Source organism: Ignatzschineria sp. RMDPL8A, assembly GCF_029815055.1.
Classification (GTDB): Bacteria; Pseudomonadota; Gammaproteobacteria; order Cardiobacteriales; family Wohlfahrtiimonadaceae; genus CALZBJ01.
Genome location: NZ_JAPPWA010000002.1, coordinates 1,531,768 through 1,548,993 on the forward strand (window position 1 = coordinate 1,531,768; position 17,226 = coordinate 1,548,993).

The window sequence follows — 17,226 nt, forward strand, 5'->3', positions numbered from 1 at the left end:
CTGATTAACCAGCATGACGTTTTTGATAAAACACCACCAAGAAGAGATAGGCAAAGAGCGCTGAGATCCCACAAAATGCCATTACCGGCACCATCAGCGCTTGATTATGCCCGACGATGAAACTTGCAATCGAGCCGATCATAAATTGTGAGGCGGAATTGAGCGCCATCGCCGCGCCCGCTTGATGATAATTGAGCTCAATAATTTTCGACGCAAGGTTATTGCCCACAAAGCCCGATACGCACATCAATAAAAAGATCGAAATAAGGAAGCTAATCAGCGAATAATCGGCAAAGAAGAAGGTAATCACACCGGCAACCGCCATCCACGAGAGCCCAAACATAATCAGGCTATTGACGGAAAATCGGCGCAGCAACACGATATTAAGGAGCGCACTAATAATCACCCCAATAATATTGATTCCAAAGAGGAGACTAAAGGTCTGCTCGCTCACTCCGTAGGTCTGCTGATAAAGATGCGGCGAGCCGGTAATATAGGCAAATACAAAGCCCGAAGGAAGCGCACACCCTAAGATTGAGCCGAGCGAATCGGGCTTTTTAAGAATGCGAATGTAATTATAAAAAGTGCCGAGAATGCTCACCTCTTGGCGATCCTCTTTTTTATAGGTTTCTGGGAGGAAAAAGAGCGTCGAGAGAAAGGTAATTATCCCAAAAAACGCGAGTAGCCAGAAAAGTGCCCGCCATGAATCAAAGAGTTTCAAAACTTGGACGCCAATAAAAGGCGCTGCGAGCGGCGCGATCATTAAAATCACCTGCACTACCGACATCATCATCGCCACTTTTTTTCCGCTAAAGACATCACGGATAATAGCCCGTCCGACCACCATGCACGCCCCCGCTCCGATCGCTTGGAAAAATCGCGCATAAATAAGGTATTCAATGGAGGTGGCAAAGGCGCTAATAATGCTGGTGGCGGTATAGATCACCGAGCCGATTAAAACCAGTTTCCGCCGGCCATATTTATCCGAGAGTGAGCCATAAAACATCATCCCGATACAAAGCCCGGTTAAAAAGGTAGTGAGCGTTCGTTTTACATCGGAAGGATCGGCATTGAGCCCCTCTTGGATCTGTAAAAATGCGGGGAGATAGAGATCAATCGAGAGCGGACCAAAAGCCGCCATCAGCGTTAAAATCGCCACTAAAAAATGAGCCGCGGGCAAAGCCTTCGGTTGAATCATAGATACATCCCTTACAATCGATCGCAAATAAACGAGCCGATAGTATAGCAGATAGAATAGGAATTATTCTCAATTCGAATCGTACGAAACGGATCGCTTTAAGGCACTTCTCTATTTATATCAAGCAAACACCGCTTTCGGGGTGATATTTCCCACCGTTTACGCTAAAATTAAGGATTGTCTTATTTATTCTTTATTCGATTCAAGGTGGATAAACCAATATGATCAAACTCTACAATAGTCTTACCCGTAAAAAAGAGGATTTTACACCCATTGCACCGCCTAAGGTCAATATGTATGTCTGCGGAATGACAGTCTACGACTATTGTCACATTGGTCATGCGCGTTCACTCGTTGCCTTTGATATGATCAATCGCTACCTACGTTTTGCCGGTTATGATGTCAATTTTGTGCGCAACATCACCGATATCGACGATAAAATCATTGCCCGCGCCAATGAGCGTGGTATCACAATTGGTGAGCTGACTACCGAATTTATCGATGCGATGCATGAAGATTGTGACGCGCTGAACGTTATGGCACCCGATCATGAACCTCGCGCGACCGATTATATCGGCGGCATGATTGAGATGATCGAAACCCTTATTGAAAAAGGGCTCGCTTATGAAGCTAAAAACGGCGATGTCTACTATCGTGTGCGTAAATTCCCGGAATATGGCAAATTATCGAACCAAAATATCGATGATCTTCGCTCGGGTGAACGCATTGCCGTTGATGAACATAAAGAAGATCCGCTCGATTTTGTGCTCTGGAAACGTGCAAAAGAGGGAGAACCTGCGTGGGAATCGCCCTTTGGTAACGGTCGTCCGGGCTGGCATATTGAGTGTTCGGTAATGAGTAAGGAAAAACTTGGCGAACATTTTGATATTCACGGCGGTGGAATGGACCTTAAATTCCCCCATCATGAGTGTGAAATTGCCCAATCGGAAGGTTGCCACGACACGCCGATGGCGAACTTTTGGATGCATAACGGCTTTATCAATATCGATAATGAAAAGATGAGTAAATCGCTCGGAAACTTCTTCACCATTAGTGAGATTTTAGCGCGCTATCCGGCGGAAGTGTTACGCTTTTTCATCTTAAATGCCCACTATCGCACGCACATTAATTACTGCGATGAGACCATTGAGCAATCAGAAAATGCACTCAAGCGTTTCTACACCGCTCTAAATCAAGTGGCGATTGAGGATCGTGATGAGGCCCTGTTTGACAAGGCAATCGCGGAAAATCATGATTATATTGTTCGCTTTAAAGAGGCGATGAATGATGATTTCAATACCCCGCTTGCCTTAAGTGTGATGCATGAGGTGGCCGCACAGCTCAATATCCATAAAGATGCGCTGCACCACGCCATTTTAAAAGGGCTTGGAAATGTGCTCGGCATTTTAACGGAAGAGCCAAAAAAATTCTTACAAGGAGACCAAACGGACCTTGATTTTGACATCGACGCCCTCATTACTAAACGTAATGAAGCACGCGCGAATAAAGATTGGGCCGAGTCCGATCGCATTCGTGATGAATTGAAGGAAAAAGGCATTGTTCTTGAAGACAAGGATGGCCAAACAACGTGGAGACGTATTTAAATGATTAATCCAGAAACTGGCGAATCGCTCATCGAATTTCCCACCTACTTTACCTATAAAGTGGTTGGCGGTAATGATGAGGCATTTGAACCGGCGATTTTATCGCTTGTTGAGCGCGTCGCTCCTCCCGTTAAAGAGGAACATATCGTGCGCACGTTCAGCAAAACCAATAAATATATGACCTTAACGCTCAAAGTTTATGTTACAACTTCAGAAGAAGTTCATTCGATTTATGAGCATTTAAAAGGTGAAGAGCGCGTTTTATGGGCGCTGTAATCCTTAAATTTTAATGATTTAAAAAGAGGCCATCCTGTGATCGGTCTCTTTTTTTGTTTGATTCCATCCATTCTTGCAAGGAGAGCAACATGAAACAGATCGCCGTATATTGCGGATCAAATTTAGGGGAAGACCCCAACTATTTAGCCGGCGCTAAAGCGCTTGGAAAAGCGATGGCTGAAAAAGAGATTACCCTAGTCTACGGAGGCGGCGCGATTGGTCTCATGGGCGCGGTGGCCGATTCGGTGCTTGAGCATGGCGGCAAAGTGATCGGTGTGATCCCGACCTTTTTAAAAGAGATGGAAGTCGCTCACGAAGGCGTGACGGAATTGATCGTCACACCCGACATGGTCACCCGTAAAGCTAAAATGATGGAGCTTTCCGATGGATTTATCGCAATGCCCGGCGGGATTGGTACGCTCGAAGAGCTCTTTGAAGTACTCTCCGCGTCACAATTAAAACTCCACCATAAACCTACTGGGCTACTCAATATCTCAGGTTTTTACGATCCCCTTGTGACCTGCATTAAGAGCATTATCGCGCAAAAATTTATGCCTGAATCGAATCTCTCCCTCTTTGATAGCGACGCTGATCCTGAAATCCTATTAACCAAAATGGCCAACTATGCGCCCCACTTCACCTCAAAATGGCAAGATCCCAGTTATTTGAAGAAGTAGGATATATTGCTATATTGCTTTTGGGAGTTGAGCGACTCTAAAACCTCATCTCTCGAGGGCGTTTACGCTTTATTGGCCTCTCGATAATAGGGTTTATCGATAACCCGTATAATAAAATCAAAATAGATTACTGTGATTATAAGGCTTGTGGCAAAAGCGACCCCTAAGCCGATCAATAGATAATACGCGGAGGCATTAATCATGATGCTAAAAAGATTGGTCAAGATTCCGAGCCTCCAACCATATTTTATGATTTTTTCTACATAGCGCCACTTCGAGCGTTCCTTGGTAAGATCGGCAATCATCGAAAGCAGCGATAGAACCATTAATCCTGAAAAAATGTATGCCAATAGCAAAAACATTTTGATGAACATATCTTCTCCCGCCGACCCGATTCCGGATCCCGCCCCCATTGCCACGGCTAAAAATGCCATGATTATTCCCACTAGTAGCATGAGTCCGCTCCGCACTAGTGTTTTCTGATCTTTTTCCCGCTGAAGACGCACGCTATAGGGGAGTTCAGGCTCGATCATCACCCTCATTTTATCCTTTTTCCCCGTTAAAAAGAGCCTATTTTTCTCTAAAATCGGCACGCCCAGCGCATGAACCGAATCCCCCTCTTTTAAGACTTGAGAAAATTCAAACGGCGCGTGGAGAGTCATCTCCGTCTCTTTTTTAAGATAGATCCGCCCCGTACCATCATTGATGCAAAAATCTTCTGAATCATAGTAACTATCGGCAGTGCTTGCTAGATAGACAAAGGGTTTACTTAATGCTCGCGACTCAGGATCACGATCGCTCATTTCAATATATCCCTTGATGATGACTCTGTTAGCCGGCTCGTCAGGATTTTTGGAGGAACTGCTTGAGATGTCTGCGGACGCCACTCTCTTATAAATGTCTGATATTGCCTCCGGCGCGAATGAATGAGCATCACCCAGCGGTTTATTTAAACGATGAAAGGGATCACTCAATGCCTTAAAGAGCCTAATATAAGTGAATACTTCTCCAGTAAATATCACAAGTAACAACAATCCGACCGACCAGAAAACGCCCCCATCAACAATAATCACGATAAACAGAAATGCTAAAATAATTGGAACGAATTTGGCCATCAGCCGCTCTTTTATCGTATCTTTCTTTGTCATTTTAAGGGTGCTTATTTGTTATTGTAGAGAAACGTTCATGCTATCAGGCTCTTAGACATTCTTTAAGATTTGCATCAATGATGGCCGATAATTGGATAGGTAACAAATTTATGAAATAAATGAGGCGCGTCCACGAAGTTTGGCTTTATCGGTCTCACTATTAACAATATGCATTTTTTTATGGCAATTTGGACACAGTGCAACGGTATTTTCTATCGTATCTTTTCCACCTTGCGCAAGCCATATAATATGATGTGATTCCAAATAAGGGGCACCTCTTGGAGTATTAAAGGGAGCGGCTTGATCACACAATTGGCACATTCCTTTCGCTCTACGTTTGGCATATTCCGCAACATAGACATTACGTTTATAATTAGTTGCCAACTCTTGATAAAGCTCTAATGTATCGGCAGCAAGAAGCGCTTCTGCTAACACCTCTTCATCGGATAACTTACTTAGGCGGCGTAATTTTATTCGCGTTGCAGCATCAATATCGTCTTTTAATAATAACCGCGACCCATGTGTTAATTTAAGAGGAAAAACGCACACATTTCTTAAATTGCCTGTGCTATCCGGTTGCTGCTCTTTATATGGCTCATCCGCTAATTCCATTTTTCCTGTATAGGTATATTCTTTATCTTTAAACACCTCAAATAGATAGATGTTTACTTGATTTGTCTCCGACTCATAGAGCGTTTTGTTTTGGCTCTGATCAAATCGCTGATCCCCAATCGTCCCCATCCCGGTATAATGCAAAATATCATTTTCCCAACGATCATCATAGATAGATTTAATATGATTAGAGACCAGGACTAGAGCATTTGTTTTAAGTGATCGCCTCATTCCACCTTGAGGACTGCATAAGAATATCTCACAAAGCTCATGATTATTTAATTTGGTGCCGATCTGTAAATTATTAATTAATTTTTGATACATCATTTCCCTCCTTTATAGATCACATATCTTTACATAATGATACGTAACATAAAGAAAGCAAATGCATCTTCATATATTTTGATGTTGTTAAAATTCGTAGAGAACAAAAAAGCCTAGACTCGTTAAAATCTAGGCTTTCTGATTACCCTTTTCAATAGTTGATCAGGGCGATTTGATTAATTTGATTAAATTAACAACTAACCTGCGTGACGTGAACGGCGTGGTTTTGCGTTATCAAAGCTACGTTTTGCTTTGAAACCGCCCCCTTCGCTATCACGACGGCTACGGCGTTCGCCACGATTGTTGTCATTATCGCGACGATCTGAGAATTGACCGCGTTCATTGCGATCTGAACGACCACGACCACCGCCAAAGCTACGCTCGCCTTGATTATTGCTATTGCCACCACGACGCGATTCAAATCCACGTTCATTGTGCGCTGCACGCTCACGACGACCTTCGCCACCACCGCGACGATTATCGCGATCACCACGGGCTTCAAAACGATCATTACTACGCTCGTTACGTCCACCGCGCTCACCGCGAGATTCAGAGAAATCACGACGGCCACGGCTTTCACGGCGCTCTTCATTACGGCCTTCGCCACGACGACCACCACCGCTATTACGGCGTGAGCGACCGCGACCTTTTCCGCCGCCATTGCCACCCATTGATGGAGTTTTGTGAGGCTCTAATCCTTCGATGACGTTCGCTTCAATCTCTTGATCGATAAAACGAGTCACTTCTGAAAGTAGGCGACCATCTTTATGATGAAGAATCGTTACCGCAACACCGCTACGACCCGCACGGCCAGTACGACCGATACGATGCACATAATCTTCGGCTTTACGAGGAAGACCGATATTAATCACGTGAGTGATCGACGCAACGTCAATCCCGCGCGCTGCAACATCCGTTGCGATTAAGATTTTAGTACGACCACGGCGAAGATCATCTAAACGGCGATTACGCACATTTTGTGGTAAGCCGCCATGTAAGAAGCTTGCAGATACGCCTTCATCACGAAGTTCATCGGCAATTTCTTCACTCTCTTTTTGCGTTGGTGCAAACACTACCGCTTGGTCGATCGCGGCATCATCAAGCCAATGACGTAAAATTTTACGCTGATGCTCTTTACCGTCCGCCCAGTTTAAAAGCTGTTCGATTTTTGGATTAATATTATCTTTAATCGCAAGCTCAACACGAACCGGATGATCCATCATGCTTTCCGCTAAATCCATCACTTTACGTGGGAATGTTGCTGAGAACATTAAGGTTTGATTAACGTTATGACAAGCATTATGAATCGCTTTAATATCGTCTGAGAAGCCCATATCAAGCATACGGTCTGCTTCGTCAGCAACGAAGAAACGCACATCATCAAAGTTAATCGCATTTTGATTATAAAGGTCTAAAAGACGGCCCGGCGTTGCAACCACAAGCGCGACATTTTGTAACTCTTTAATTTGACGACGATATGGCATACCACCGACCACTGTTGCAATGCGGAGGTTACGGCTATCGCCTTTTAATAAAATTGCTTCTTTAGAAACCTGAAGGGCAAGTTCACGCGTTGGGCACATAACAATGGCCTTAGGTTTTGCAACTTGCATGCGCTCACGATCTCCGCGACCACGACGTGGACGAGATTGTGAATCGCCAGAAGGAGAATCACTCTCTTCTGTTAAAATTTGGTGTAATGTGGGTAATAAAAACGCAGCCGTTTTACCGCTACCGGTCTGGCTACTTACCATCACATCTGCGCCGCCCATTGCAACCGGCACAACTTTATTTTGAACCTCTGTAGGTTCGTTATACCCCATTTTTGCCACAGCTTCGAGTAACGTAGGATGGAGATTTAATTTTGAAAACATAAAAAACTATCGGCCTTATTGCTAAGGTCGCCTTTTATAAGCTTGGAATGTGCTTGATCATTCTCGGTCAGAAGAAACATCGACCGGATACTACTCTTAAGTGTCAAGTACACTTAGCTCATAATCTCACATTATGAATTCACTGGGCGATGAGGAAAGGAGGAATCATACGCTGTTTTATAAAAAAAGCAACGCTTATTTACTTTTTTATTTGCCTCAAGGGGCGTTAATTCATCTTAATCTGCTTTAATTAGGTAGCGCAGATTAATGCGGTCTTGGCATAAGATCCCGTTTTCAATAATTTTAAAGGGATATTGCTCGACAAAGTAATTGAGCTCGATTCCATCAATCCGAAAGCCCATTTTTTGGTAGAGCGCCTGTGCGCCAAAGCTTGAGTTGCCAGTACCGACTAAGAGCGAATCATACCCCTCGGCGATCGCTTCATTAATGGCATATTCAATTAATAACGTTGCAAGACCTGAGCGGCGATAGGCTTCTAAAACCGCAATGTTCATAATCTCAAGCACGCCCTTCTCATGGGCTCTAGGGGCTAAAATCAGAACGCCAACGAGCTCTTCTTCATGATAGAGCGCAAAGAGTTTTCCGATCGAAAGCGCTTCATTTATTCGTGCTTTAAGGGGATCGGCATCGAGTAATAGCTCATAATGGCTCGGATCGGGCTTCGCAATTTCACGGATATCACAATGAGCCTTCGAGATTAATATCGTCATAAGATCTCCTTTTTCCGTAACGATTTAGTAACAAACAATAACTATCACCCCATTATAGAATAACCATCGTAACTTACAATACTTATAAAGGATTACTCAGCGGGCTTATTCTCGAGTTTTGCGAGCTTTTTCGCGCGATATTTACGCCAGAAAACAGAGACTAAAATAAGTGCGCCGATGCCTAAAAGTGCAAAAATCCCCACCTGAAATTGATGGATTTTATGCTCAAGCCAGTCGATATTTTCAGCGCCAAAGACTCCCAGATAGATCCAAACCGGCACCGAAATGAGTGCAGCGAGCCCATCCATAATCAAAAATTGCATAATGGAAACACGGCGCGTGATGCCGGAGGTGATATAGATCGGCGTTCGTAATCCTGGTAAAAAGCGCGCAATAAAGAGCACCCAATTGCCATATTTGGTAAAAAGCGCTTTAATGCGAATATAGCGTTTGCGCGTGATAATCCGCGCCACCCATTTTAGCCGTAAAATCCGATAGCCAAAGATGCGCCCGGCGAGAAACATCACCCCATCACCAATTAAGACACCGGCAAGCCCGACAATCACCATAAAATGTGGGTTTGCGTGCCCGAGTCCTGCGATCACCCCGCCTGCTACCAGCGTCACATCTTCCGGGATCGGAACCCCAAATCCGCACAGCAGTAAAACGATGAATACGGCGACGTATCCATAGTCAATAAAGATGAGTTCCAACCACGAAAATAGATCCATACTTTAATATACACCGGCACAGCATCGATCCTTTGATCTTTGCCATGCTTTTGCGTCTTGGTGCCTCCTATCCTCTCCTTAAATATTGTCGATCCTGCGTTACATCATCAGGGTTCCTTAACGATAATCACTATTTTTAATCACCAGTTCAATCGCTTCCCACGCCTTTTTAAGCCGCTTTTCAGAGACGGTAATCACCGTTTTCATCGGCTGAGCAAAAAAGGAGACCGCCATCTCTTCAATCATCCAGCGATACTCTTCCACCGCGCCGTAAAGTTCTTCACGATTTTTAAAGAATTCCCGCGCTTTTAGATAATTTTGCCAATGGGATTCAAGCACTGCGTGTTGCGCTTTATCGCGATTCACATTTTGCGGGAAGCGTTCAACTCGAATGGCCATCGCCTCTAAATATCGAGGAATTTGTAAGCGCCATTCCCGCGGCGTTTGGCTAATAAAGTCCACATAGATTAAGCGATCGAGATGGGTTTTAATCTCCCGTTCAATCATCGCTTTATTCATCGGGTGAAGCGTATTTAGCGTTTCGCGCACGGTTTTATAACGCTCAAAAATATCGATAATCAGCCCACTTAAATCGGTGGCATTTTTCACAATTTCACGGCGAAGACGCTCCACAATGTGATTAAACGTTTTCGCATCTCGGGGCAATTCATTTGCCTCAAAGCCATCTTTAATTACCGCGCGCATGAGATCTTCACGGAGTGCCTCTTCACTGCCAACCGGGCGAAACATTAACGCCAATTTCCCAAACTGTGGCCATTGACGACGGAGATATTTAATCTGCTCACTAAGTGCATTGAGGCTCAGTTCAATCAGCGTGGTGAGATGTTTCTGCTCCGCCACCGCTTCCCGGTCGCAGAGCTCCATTTTAAGCTGATCTTTTTTAAGAACAAGCGCAGGATAGCCCATCAATTGGATACCATTACGATTAAAACTGACCGATTTTTCCAGCGCCCAACTGTTCGGATCGAGCACCGTATCATGATCCGGAAGATGAGTGTCAGATGCGTTTTGAGTGCCCGCTTGATGGTGATGCGTACCATTTTCCTCGCCGGATTTCCCGCGAGTTTTACGCACTTTAACTTTCGGCTTGCCCTTTTCTACAAGCGTTTGGAACGCTGAGGCCGCTTTTGCTTTAAAGGTTTCCCGCAGTTCATTGAGATCACGGCTCTCGCCCAAGGTTTTCCCGCCAGTATCGATCACACGGATATTCATACGCAGATGGCGCGGCAATGCCTCTTCATTAAAATTGTGCGGTTCGATAGTAATGCCGGAGCGCTTGGTTAAAAAGTCGGCGATTTGATAATAGAGATTCCCCTCACCAAATTCGAGGCGCTCCACCATTTCGGCCGCCACATTGGGAAGCGGGACAAAATTCCGGCGTAACGCGCGGGGCATGGTACGCATAATCTCCACCACCTTTTCTTCAATCAGCCCGCGTACCAGCCAATCAAGGCGCGTTTTATCGAGCAGATTGAGCGCAGCCAGCGGAACCAAGAGCGTCATTCCATCGGATTCATTCGATGGATCAAACAGATAGAGCGCATTTAAGGTTAATTGATTAAACTGCACCGTTTCAGGGAAATCTTCGAGATTGAGCGCATCATCACGGGCTAAAATATCGGCTTTCGTTAAGATGAGCGAATCATTATTGTTCGGCGTTTTACACCATTTTTCAAGGGCGGCAACGGAGTAACAATCGGCGGGAATGCGTTTTGTGTACCACTCAAAGAGCTGCCATTCTTCCACTAAGATATCGCGGCGACGGGTCTTTTCTTCCATCAGCTCAACATCTTCAATCACCTTGCTATTTTTACGATAAAACGGCGCACGAATATTGATCTCCCCTTCCACGAGTCCTTCACGAATCATCAGCTCTCGGGAGAGCTCAGGCGCGACTTTCCCGTAGCTAATTTGGCGATTGGCCACAACGGGAAGCCCAAATAGTAGGAGCGTTTCATACGCAGCCGCTTGCCCTTGGGTTTTACTCCAGTGAGGCTCGCTATATTGTTTTTTAATGAGGTGATCTGCGATCGATTCAAGCCACGCCGGATCAATCACCCCACAGGTGCGCGCGTAGACTTGGGAGGTTTCCACAATCTCCATCGCCATCACCCATTTCGGCGGCTTTTTAAAGAGAAACGAGCCAGGAAAAATCTTAAATTTACGATTATTGGGGCCCGTATACGTTTTATCATCGCCAATCATCCCGATCTGATCGAGAAGGCCCACAAGGAGCGACTGATGAATCAGATCTTCTGAAAAACTCGGGAATCTAAATTCGTCATTGTCTGAGTCTTTATTATTTTTACGATTGCCATTACCGCTGCCGCGTCCTTTTTTACTCACCTCTTTTGTCACCGTTGGGAAAGGATTAATCGAGAATTTCATCGATTTCAGTAACCCTTCAATTTGGCGATAGAGATCGTACCATTCGCGCATGCGCATGAAGTTTAAAAAATACTGCCTACACAATTTACGCAGCTGCGATTGCGAGCTATTGACCGCGTAGGATTGATACCAGGTCCAGAGATTTAAAAAGCTAATAAAATCAGAATGAGGCTCTTTAAAGAGACGATGTTTTTCATCGGCCTGTTGCTGAAATTCAAGGGGCCGTTCCCGCGGATCTTGGATCGACATCATCGCAACGAGCACCAATAATTCATGCCCAACGCCCCGTTTTACTCCATCAAGCAGCATCGCCCCAAAGCGCGGATCGATCGGTAGGCGCGCAAGATCATTCCCGAGTCTTGTTAATGTACCATTATGGCGCACGGCTCGAAGCTCACGCAGCGTGCGAAATCCCTCCCGAATTTGGCGCGTTTCAGGCGCTTCAATAAAGGGAAACGCTTCCGGATCGCCAAGGCGAAGATACCCCATCTGTAAAATTACCGAGGCTAAATGGGTGCGTAAAATTTCAGGGTCTAAAAACTCAGGGCGACTCTCAAAATCCTCCTCACTAAAGAGACGAATACAGATCCCTTCACTCACTCGCCCGCACCGCCCGGCACGCTGATCGGCGGAGGCTCTTGCGATCGGCTCAACGAGCAGACTCTGTAAGCGCGAGGTGGGATTATATCGGCTAATCCGTGCAACGCCCGAATCGATCACATATTTAATGCCCGGTACAGTGAGCGAGGTTTCGGCAACGTTGGTGGACAAAACAATGCGAGGACGATTGCCCGGGCGGAAAATCCGCGATTGCTCTGCTTGGCTTAAGCGTGAAAAGAGCGGCAAAATCTCATAATAACTCGCAAATTCTCGGCGAAGCTCATCAGCCGCCTCCCGAATCTCCCGCTCACCGGATAAAAAGACGAGAATATCCCCGCGCCCTTCTTGCGAAAGCTCGCGCACCGCATCAATGATCCCCTCATTGAGATCTTTTTCATCAGAATCTTTCCCACCATCCATCTCCAAAAGAGGACGATAGCGCATCTCAACGGGATAAGTTCGGCCTGAAACTTCAATAATCGGCGCTTTTTTCGCACCGCCAAAATAGTTAGAAAACTTCTCAGGGTCGATGGTTGCCGAGGTAATGATCAATTTAAGATCGGGGCGGCGTGGCAAAATATTCTTTAAAATACCGAGCAGAAAGTCGATATTGAGGCTACGTTCGTGCGCCTCGTCGATAATTAAGACTTCATATTGATTGAGATAGCGATCGCGGGAAAGCTCCGTGAGTAAAATCCCGTCAGTCATCAGTTTAATGACGGTATCGTCCGCGGTTTTATCATTAAAGCGCATCTTATAGCCGACAAATTCCCCAAGGGGACGATCAAGCTCTTCTGCTATGCGCGAGGCCACCGAGTGCGCAGCAATTCGCCGAGGCTGAGTATGCCCAATTAATCCGCGCGAGCCAAACCCAAGCTCAAGGCACATCTTCGCAAGCTGAGTGGTTTTCCCCGAGCCCGTCTCCCCGCAGACAATCACCACCTGATACTCGTTTAATGCCTCTTTGATAATCTCACGCTTTTCCGCAATGGGAAGCGCATCATCATAAGTGATCTTCGGCACATTTTTCTGGCGCAATAACACCCGCTCCGCCGAGCTAACAATTCGCTCTTTCAGCGAGATCAGCGCCTCATCCATCTCCCGATGATTATCACGCATCGCCCGCTTAAGATCGCGTTCTAAAAAGTAACGATCTTTCGTTTCAGTGTGAGGAAGCAGTTGCTCTAATTTTTTAAGCTCGGTGGCAATATCCATAAAATGTCTTAGTTATTATCGTAAACAAATCAAAAAGAGCTATTTTACCATAGCTCTCAATTATTTTTAGATTCTCAAACCGCGCTTTAATTAATTCCGCCCATAAAAAAGCCCTCAATCGAGGGCTTCCAATATTTTTACTTCGTTTTAATCAATTTTAGAGATCGTTAAATCTCAAAAATCTCATCTTCCGCATCGTCGGTGACGCTGTTGAGGCGGTAGTTGGTGTTGTCCATCTCTTGGTTCGCGTTTTGCGTTTTGTTGAGGTCTAACCAGTTATCCATCCACATGAGCGGTTTTTTCGCGATCGGTTTGTAGGGGTTTTCTAAGCCTAAGAAACCGTAGAGTTCTTGCGCGTTCCAAAGTACCCACTCATCGAGGAGCGTTTTGTTGAGCCCAACGATTGAACGATTTTCACTAAAGAGATACTCATTCCAATCGAGCTCTTGCGAGATCACCGAGCGGATAATTTCGTGAACGTACTCTTTGTTTTCTTCAAAGAGATTGCGCCACTCTTCTTCTCTAAAGAGAATCTCAAGCACCGCTTCGTCCATCATCACGTGCACTTGCTCATCTTGTGCGATTTTTTGCACGAGTTTGGCAATGCCTTGGAAGATATTTTGCTCAGCGAGCGCGAATGTACACGCAAATGAGCTCATAAATTCGATTTTTTCTAAGCAATAAAGCGCAACAAAGCCTTTTAAAACCACCGCTTTAAGCTCTTTTGAATCCCGCTCAACTTGCCCTAATTTATAGAGCGCGCCGTAACGGTCAAGCTCATTGAAGCAGTCGATAATGGTGGTAGAACGATTTAAGACTTCATCGTTACGCATCACCTCTTTAAAGACTTCTTGCGGATCGGAGATACATTGGCGAATGATCTCTGAATAGGTGAGCGCGTGCAGGTTTTCCACTTCCGATTGCTTCGAAAGCATCACCCACAGCTCACTATTGGTGACAAATGGCGCAAATAATGGCGCGATGGTACGCGATGCCACCGAGTCGAGCTCCCATTGGAACGCGAGGGTTTTCACCATAATGTCATAGTTATTTTTCGAGCAGTTGAGTAGGTCCATACGTGATTGCTCAAGATTCACCTCATCTTCCGTCCAGTCCATGGATTTTTGAAGCTTATACAGATCAAATAGACGAGGATATGGCGTGTTGATTGAATCGTATAACGCAAGTGGTTCGCCCAAAAAGAGCGGATAACGCCCTGTTTGCCACGCATCATTATCCTGATTAAAAATTGACGTTTCGAGAACAGCGTCCTTCATTTTACCAATCCTTTATATTAAAGCTGTTGGTTACAGTTGATATAATTGCCATTTCCAACAATCAAACATCTTGGCAATTACGATCGTCGTACCTTATAAAAATGGGGCTGTTACGACGCACCCTAGCCCCACCATTTTACCCGAGCCATAGCTCAAGGCCTTGTGTACCTTACAGCGTACACGCACCGCCCGCACAACTTGCATCGGCAACGGTTTCATACCCTTCATGCACAATGCCCGACGCACTATTTAAGTAGTAACGTGTTTTACAACCGAGGCGCATCATGTAGATGAAATCCGTTAAAAGCTGACGGGTTGAGATGGTTTGCTCTTCTTGCAGATTGAGATAGAGGTCCGCGGAGATCGCTTGCCCTGTAAATTTCTGAATAATCGCATACATCTCAATTAAGTCTTTTGAATCTAAGTTCCACGCAATATCATAATATTGGCCGAGCTCATCCATATCGGGCGCAAGCAGTAAGTTTTTGCCCGTGCCTGAGGTTTTCATCACTTTAAGATTACGAATTGGATAGAGACCGTTCGTGGTATTGGTGAGCTGGCTTGACGATTCAACCGGCATCATCGCTTCTAGCACACTGTGACGAATCCCGCCCTGCTCAATAATTGCTTGACGTAACGCTTCCCAATCGTAGCGAAGCTCCGCATCATGCACCGAATCCACATTTTTATTGTAGGTATCGATCGGTAACCAACCCTCTGGGTATTTGGTTTTATCGATCCACGGCGCATTGCCTTTCTCTTTGGCAAGACGAAGACTCGCTTTATGGAGATAGTAACTGTGGCGCTCGGCGATAAAATGGATATAGTTTTTTCCTTCACGTGAAGCGTAGCTCAATTTATGCATCGCCATATCGTGGGCAAGGTTAGTAATTCCCACCCCGATCGAACGGCGCGCTTTTGCGGTCACTTCAAGGGATTTAAATGGATACTCCATAATCTCCATGACGTTATCGATCATCAGCGCGGTGTAGTACGCAATCTCTTCATACTCCTCTTCCGCAATACGGCCCACCACAAGTGATGCCAAGCTACAGAGCCCAATTTCCCCTTCCGGATTGTCGCTATAAAGATCCATCATGCCGGTATACGGTTTTGTCGGAAGCGCAATCTCTAAACAGAGGTTACTTGAATAGATCGTATCTTTAAACGGCGTGTGGCGGTTCATCTCATCGATATAGGTGAGGTAGATACGCCCCGTTTCTGCCGATTCGGTGAGCGCTTTGATCGCAATTTCACGGGCTTTTACAAATTGTTTTTTACAGTCCGATTTCTCGTATTTGTCATAGACCGCTTTAAAGTGTTCATAATCGCTTGAGTAGAACGCCTCGTAAAGATCCGGCGCTTCAAGCAGACTGATCAGCATCCAATCTTCATTTTTTGCCACTTTTTCAACAAAGTAACGATTAACGAGCATCGCATAGTCGATATCACGAATTCGTTTTTGCGTTACCGTTGTGGGGTTTTTAAGCACTAATAGATCGAAAATTTCAGGATCGAGCGTATTGAAATAGACCGTCGCACTTCCGCCACGGCTTGCTTGCATATTGGCATGTACCGCCGATTGAATCATACGGTAATAAGGGAGTTTTCCTTGATGGACAACGCGCCCCTCTTTCACCGGATCCCCTTTTGAGCGCGTTAACAGATGCGCCCCAATCCCTGCACTCGCACAGGTCATCATATACGAGATATGATCCCCAACCGAGAGCGATTCAACATTATCATCGGTGGTATATACACAGCACGACGCATAGCCTTTATGAGGCGTACGCATGTTGATTAACATCGGCGTTGGGGTATTAATTTTAAGCTCATTTAAATAACGATAAAGTTTTTTAACGTCTTCTAAACGGCGCTCACGCGGCTGGTTCTGCATGTTTTGCATCGCCATCCCCATAAACATAAATTGAGGCGATTCTAAACAACGTCCCGTCACACGATTGCTAATGAGATAGCGATCTTTCATCTGGTGAAGCGTGGTGTAGTTGTAATTAATATCGATATTGTGATCGATCACCGCATCAAGCTCGTTGAGCTCTTCGGCGTTATAATCCATATTTTCCCAATGTTTGAGCGAAATCATGTGCGCATAAAATTCAGGAAGCGATGGAATTTGACGAAATCCGCCAAACGCTTCTTTATAGATCGTCCCGATTAAAAGACGGCCCGCCATCTTAAGATGACGATGATCTTCACGTTCAACACAGGCATCAATCATCGCTTTGTGCAGTTCTAACGTCGTGCACCCGTCGTAACATTTACGGTACGCTTCTAGCGCAATCGCACTCCAATCGACTTCATAATGAGAGGCAAACTCCGCCCATTTATTGAGTTTCTCGGGAATAAATTCTTCGCGTTCTCCGCTACTTTTTACGACGTAATTGATCATGATTTAGCCCTATTTATACATTTAAAAGAATACAAAAAAAAGAATATTCATTAGTCTAAAAAAAGAGGCAAAACCGAAGCGTCCACGGATTTCCATGGAGGCGCGTCTTTATACCCCTTTTTTTAACCTAAGGCGCATAA

General features: G+C 45.2%; 12 protein-coding genes. 3 read left to right on the forward strand and 9 right to left on the reverse strand.

All coding sequences use genetic code 11. The features are described 5' to 3' along the window. Positions 1 to 4 precede the first annotated feature (4 nt). Positions 5 to 1,198 (reverse strand): multidrug effflux MFS transporter, encoded by a 1,194-nt coding sequence (locus tag OXI21_RS08435; RefSeq protein WP_279619127.1) that lies wholly within the window; start codon positions 1,196 to 1,198, stop codon positions 5 to 7. Between the two features lie 221 nt (positions 1,199 to 1,419). On the opposite strand from OXI21_RS08435, the gene cysS reads away from it, so the two are divergent. The 3 genes from cysS to OXI21_RS08450 all read left to right on the forward strand — a co-directional run bounded on the left by cysS (position 1,420) and on the right by OXI21_RS08450 (position 3,755). Continuing rightward, a complete protein-coding gene (cysS, locus tag OXI21_RS08440; protein WP_279619128.1) occupies positions 1,420 to 2,802 on the forward strand; it encodes a cysteine--tRNA ligase in 1,383 nt (460 codons plus the stop codon). After that, positions 2,803 to 3,078: a DUF493 domain-containing protein gene (locus OXI21_RS08445; RefSeq protein ID WP_279619129.1), complete on the forward strand. Its 276-nt coding sequence runs from the start codon at positions 2,803 to 2,805 to the stop codon at positions 3,076 to 3,078. It begins immediately after the preceding gene. A gap of 89 nt (positions 3,079 to 3,167) precedes the next feature. After that, positions 3,168 to 3,755, forward strand: coding sequence for a TIGR00730 family Rossman fold protein (locus tag OXI21_RS08450; protein WP_279619130.1), 588 nt, complete (start codon positions 3,168 to 3,170; stop codon positions 3,753 to 3,755). A gap of 62 nt (positions 3,756 to 3,817) precedes the next feature. On the opposite strand, the gene OXI21_RS08455 is transcribed toward OXI21_RS08450, so the two are convergent. The 8 genes from OXI21_RS08455 to OXI21_RS08490 all read right to left on the reverse strand — a co-directional run bounded on the left by OXI21_RS08455 (position 3,818) and on the right by OXI21_RS08490 (position 17,086). Then, a complete protein-coding gene (locus OXI21_RS08455; RefSeq protein ID WP_279619131.1) occupies positions 3,818 to 4,903 on the reverse strand; it encodes a hypothetical protein in 1,086 nt (361 codons plus the stop codon). A gap of 108 nt (positions 4,904 to 5,011) precedes the next feature. Continuing rightward, positions 5,012 to 5,842, reverse strand: a complete 831-nt coding sequence (locus tag OXI21_RS08460; protein WP_279619132.1) for an HNH endonuclease signature motif containing protein — start codon at positions 5,840 to 5,842, stop codon at positions 5,012 to 5,014. A gap of 194 nt (positions 5,843 to 6,036) precedes the next feature. Further along, a complete protein-coding gene (locus OXI21_RS08465) occupies positions 6,037 to 7,713 on the reverse strand; it encodes a DEAD/DEAH box helicase (RefSeq protein WP_279619133.1) in 1,677 nt (558 codons plus the stop codon). A 236-nt stretch (positions 7,714 to 7,949) separates the two neighbouring features. After that, positions 7,950 to 8,444: a GNAT family N-acetyltransferase gene (locus OXI21_RS08470; protein ID WP_279619134.1), complete on the reverse strand. Its 495-nt coding sequence runs from the start codon at positions 8,442 to 8,444 to the stop codon at positions 7,950 to 7,952. 92 nt (positions 8,445 to 8,536) lie between these two features. Beyond that, positions 8,537 to 9,175 carry a DedA family protein gene (locus OXI21_RS08475; protein ID WP_279619135.1) on the reverse strand — a complete coding sequence of 213 codons (639 nt, stop codon included), beginning with the start codon at positions 9,173 to 9,175 and terminating at the stop codon, positions 8,537 to 8,539. 117 nt (positions 9,176 to 9,292) lie between these two features. Further along, positions 9,293 to 13,399 carry an ATP-dependent RNA helicase HrpA gene (hrpA, locus tag OXI21_RS08480; RefSeq protein WP_279619136.1) on the reverse strand — a complete coding sequence of 1,369 codons (4,107 nt, stop codon included), beginning with the start codon at positions 13,397 to 13,399 and terminating at the stop codon, positions 9,293 to 9,295. 167 nt (positions 13,400 to 13,566) lie between these two features. Then, positions 13,567 to 14,676, reverse strand: a complete 1,110-nt coding sequence (locus OXI21_RS08485) for a ribonucleotide-diphosphate reductase subunit beta (RefSeq protein ID WP_279619137.1) — start codon at positions 14,674 to 14,676, stop codon at positions 13,567 to 13,569. Between the two features lie 169 nt (positions 14,677 to 14,845). Next, the gene (locus tag OXI21_RS08490) at positions 14,846 to 17,086 is read right to left on the reverse strand and encodes a ribonucleoside-diphosphate reductase subunit alpha (RefSeq protein ID WP_279619138.1); all 2,241 of its coding nucleotides are present in this window, start codon (positions 17,084 to 17,086) and stop codon (positions 14,846 to 14,848) included. Positions 17,087 to 17,226: the final 140 nt, after the last annotated feature.

Coding starts and splice junctions, on each gene's coding strand:
- OXI21_RS08435 (WP_279619127.1), bottom strand. CDS start 1,198: ATGATTCAACCGAAGGCTTTGCCCGCGGCTCATTTTTTAGTGGCGATT.
- cysS (WP_279619128.1), top strand. CDS start 1,420: ATGATCAAACTCTACAATAGTCTTACCCGTAAAAAAGAGGATTTTACA.
- OXI21_RS08445 (WP_279619129.1), top strand. CDS start 2,803: ATGATTAATCCAGAAACTGGCGAATCGCTCATCGAATTTCCCACCTAC.
- OXI21_RS08450 (WP_279619130.1), top strand. CDS start 3,168: ATGAAACAGATCGCCGTATATTGCGGATCAAATTTAGGGGAAGACCCC.
- OXI21_RS08455 (WP_279619131.1), bottom strand. CDS start 4,903: ATGACAAAGAAAGATACGATAAAAGAGCGGCTGATGGCCAAATTCGTT.
- OXI21_RS08460 (WP_279619132.1), bottom strand. CDS start 5,842: ATGATGTATCAAAAATTAATTAATAATTTACAGATCGGCACCAAATTA.
- OXI21_RS08465 (WP_279619133.1), bottom strand. CDS start 7,713: ATGTTTTCAAAATTAAATCTCCATCCTACGTTACTCGAAGCTGTGGCA.
- OXI21_RS08470 (WP_279619134.1), bottom strand. CDS start 8,444: ATGACGATATTAATCTCGAAGGCTCATTGTGATATCCGTGAAATTGCG.
- OXI21_RS08475 (WP_279619135.1), bottom strand. CDS start 9,175: ATGGATCTATTTTCGTGGTTGGAACTCATCTTTATTGACTATGGATAC.
- hrpA (WP_279619136.1), bottom strand. CDS start 13,399: ATGGATATTGCCACCGAGCTTAAAAAATTAGAGCAACTGCTTCCTCAC.
- OXI21_RS08485 (WP_279619137.1), bottom strand. CDS start 14,676: ATGAAGGACGCTGTTCTCGAAACGTCAATTTTTAATCAGGATAATGAT.
- OXI21_RS08490 (WP_279619138.1), bottom strand. CDS start 17,086: ATGATCAATTACGTCGTAAAAAGTAGCGGAGAACGCGAAGAATTTATT.